Annotated in this window: 2 protein-coding genes; both read right to left on the bottom strand. The window is 63.7% G+C overall.

The genetic code is table 11. From position 1 onward, the window contains the following. Positions 1-1211 (bottom strand): efflux transporter outer membrane subunit (locus tag V7D69_RS14360; protein WP_333606134.1); only part of this gene is annotated, 1211 nt, incomplete at its 3' end. Next, a partial coding sequence (locus tag V7D69_RS14355) for an efflux RND transporter permease subunit (protein WP_333606133.1) occupies positions 1208-3251 on the bottom strand: 2044 nt, incomplete at its 5' end. The genes V7D69_RS14360 and V7D69_RS14355, both read right to left, overlap by 4 nt.

The raw sequence follows: 3251 nt of genomic DNA, 5'->3' as shown, positions 1-3251 counted from the left end.
GCCGTATAGGCACTGGCTGCCCGCAAGCGCTCTGCAAGGGTGCCTTGGTCGGCCAGGGCATCCGCGACTTCTCGAAAAGCGGTCTGGATCGCCTTTTCGTAGTTGGCCAAGGCGGCGTCTCGCCGGGTTTTGGCAACGTCCACGTTCGCGGCTTTGCCGCCGGCGTTGAAGATCGACCAGTTGGCGTTCGCCCCGGCAGTCGCCTTGAAGGCGCCGCCGTCGAAGAGCGAGGAAAGCGCGTCGCTGGCAAAACCAAGCAGGCCCGTCAAGGAGATCGAGGGAAACAGCTCGGCGCGCGCCACGCCGATGTCGGCATTGGCTGCGCGCAGATCGTATTCGGCTGAAACCACATCCGGTCGGCGCAGCAGGACTTGCGAACTGGTGCCGGCGGGCAGGACAGCCAGGCCCTCACTAACTTCCCCTATCCCATCTGGCAGCAGTGACTGATCGAAATCGGCGCCCACAAGAAGCCGGATCGCGTTGATATCCTGTGCCAATGCTGTCTTTTGTGATGCCACGTCGCCCTTGGCGGTCTCAAGCACTTGCTGCGCCTGGCTCAGGTCCGTGCGCGGGGCTACGCCCCCCTTCAGACGCGCAGCAGTGAGGCGGACGCTGTCTTGTGCATTGGCAACCGTCGATTGGGCAATGCTCTGCAGATCGCGGTCAGCCGCGTAAGTCGCCCATGCGAGCGCGAGGTCGGACACTAGACCGAGGCGCACCGTGCGCGCGGACGCCTCTGTCGCCAACGCCGTATCGTGCTGGGCCGCGGTAGCATTGGCGAGCTTGCCGAACAAATCCAATTCAAAGCTGGAGACGCCGCCTTGGACGGCGTAGGTCCACCCGTCGCCCGATGAGCCGCCTCCTTGCTCAGTCCGCGCTGCAGAGCCACTGATGCCGACTGCGGGGAATTGGTTCGCTCGAACCACGCGAATCTGCGCACGAGCAGCCGCCAGATTCGCCGCCGCTGCGCGCAAATCACGGTTGTTGACTAGCGCTTGCTCGATCAGGGCTTGCAGGCGCGCATCGCGGAAGATCTCCTTGTAGGACACCAGCGGCAGGCTCGCTTCGCTCTGAGCGAGATAGGCGTCGCCGACCGGCCACGACGGGGGCACCGGCGGCGTGGGTGCGATGTACTTGGGTGCCAATGAGCACGCGCTGAGCGCCAGGGCGGGCAGCAGACCGCCCAGCGCCGCCGCTGAGACAGTCTTCATGCCCCGTCTCCCCCAGCCAGGCGGCGCTGGCGCAGGTGCTGCCTTGCCGCTGCCAGTCCGTCGCGCACGCTCCGGCGCACGAGCACGAAGAACAGGGGGATAAAGAAGATGGCGAGCAGGGTGGCGGTTAGCATTCCGCCGACCACCGCGGTGCCGATCGCCACGCGGCTGTTGGCGCCCGCTCCGGTAGCTGCGGCCAGCGGCAGTACCCCGAAGATGAACGCGAAGCTTGTCATCAGGATCGGGCGAAGGCGGATGCGCGCCGCTTCCAGCGCCGCCTCGATCACGCGCTTGCCCTGCTTCTCCGCCTGCTCTGCGAATTCTATCATGAGAATGGCGTTCTTTGCTGCGAGGCCCATAGTGGTCAGCAGACCGATCTGCAGATAGACATCATTCTGCAGGCCGCGCAGAGTTACCGCCGCGATAGCGCCGAGGAGGCCCAGCGGGATGACCAGAATCACCGCAATGGGGATTGACCAGCTCTCGTACAGCGCGGCAAGGCACAGGAATACGACGAGCAGCGAAAGCGCATAGAGGATAGGGCCTTGCCCGGATGACAGGCGCTCCTGATACGATGCGCCTGACCAGGCGACGCTGGTGCCGGGAATCTGGGCCGCGAGTTGCTCCATGACGTTCATGGCCGTGCCGGAACTGACGCCGGAGGAGGCGCTGCCCGAGAACTCATAAGCCTGCAGCCCGTTGAAGCGGGAGGTCGAACTCGGCGCGGTGGACCAGCCGATGGTGGAGAAGGCCGAGAAGGGAGCCATCTGCCCGTTCGAGCCCCGCACGAACCAGTGCGACAGATCTTCCGGCCGCGAACGGAACGGCGCATCGCCCTGAACGTAGACTTTCTTGACGCGGCCCTTGTCAATGAAGTCGTTCACGTAAAGGCCGCCCCAGGCCGCTGAAAGCGTTGAGTTCACACTGCCTTGTGTAAGTCCGTAAGCAGTAAGGGCGCGGGTGTCGGTGTTGATCTTCAGCGTGGATACGTCTGGAAGATCACTTAGGCGAACGTTGGAAAGCTGGCCGTTTTTCGCGGCCTCGGCCAGCAGTCGATCGCGCGCCTCCTCGAATTTGGCGCGGGACATTCCATTACGGTTCTGCAGTTCCAGCGTGAAACCCGATGTCGTGCCCAAGCCCCGGATGGCGCCGGGAACGAGCGCGAAGACCTGAGCATTGCGCAGGCCGCGGAATGCGATGGAGGCGCGTTCCACAATGGCGTCGGCGCTGTCATGGGGATTGGTGCGTTCGTCCCAATTCGCCAGCTTGATGAAAGCTTGCCCGGTATTCTGTCCGCTGGCCCCCAGGCCGCCGCCGGCGACCGTGAAGATCCCGGCCACGTTGTTCTTCTCGTACGTATCGAAATACTGTTCGATCCGGCGCTGCACTTCCTGCGTTGTTGCACGTGGCGTGCCGGCGGGCAGCCGCCATTGCACCATGATGTTGCCCTGATCTTCGTTGGGCAGAAAGCCGGTAGGCAGCCGTTGGAACAGCATAACGGTGGCTATGCAGGTCACGACGAAAAGGCCGAGCCATCGCCATTTGTGCTCAACCACCCGCTCCACGCGGCGACCGTAAGCGGCGGTCGCACGCTCGAAACGGTCGTTGAACCAGATGTGGAACTTTTCCCAAGCGGCCGCCAGCCAGGGCAGGCGTCGCTCTATGAGGTTCGGTTCATGCCCTTCGCCAACCCGCTTCGGCTTCAGCAGCGTCGCGGTCAGGGCCGGGCTCAGGACCAGGGCGACAAGCACCGACAGGACCATCGCCGAAACGATCGTCAGGGAGAACTGGCGGTAAATCACCCCAGTCGACCCGCCGAAGAAGGCCATCGGCAGGAACACCGCCGAAAGCACCAGCGCGATCGCGACCAGCGCGACCTGGATTTCCTCCATGGACTTGATAGTCGCTTCGCGCGCGGACATGCCCGGATTTTCGGACAATAGCCGCTCAACGTTTTCGACGACGACAATGGCGTCATCGACCAGCAGGCCGATCGCCAGGACGAGGCCGAACAGGGTCAGCGTATTGATCGAGAAGCCC

It is taken from the genome of Novosphingobium sp. (assembly GCF_036733805.1).
Classification (GTDB): domain Bacteria; phylum Pseudomonadota; class Alphaproteobacteria; order Sphingomonadales; family Sphingomonadaceae; genus Novosphingobium.
Note: the sequence above shows the minus strand (reverse complement) of the source record. Positions and strands in the feature narration are given on the sequence as shown.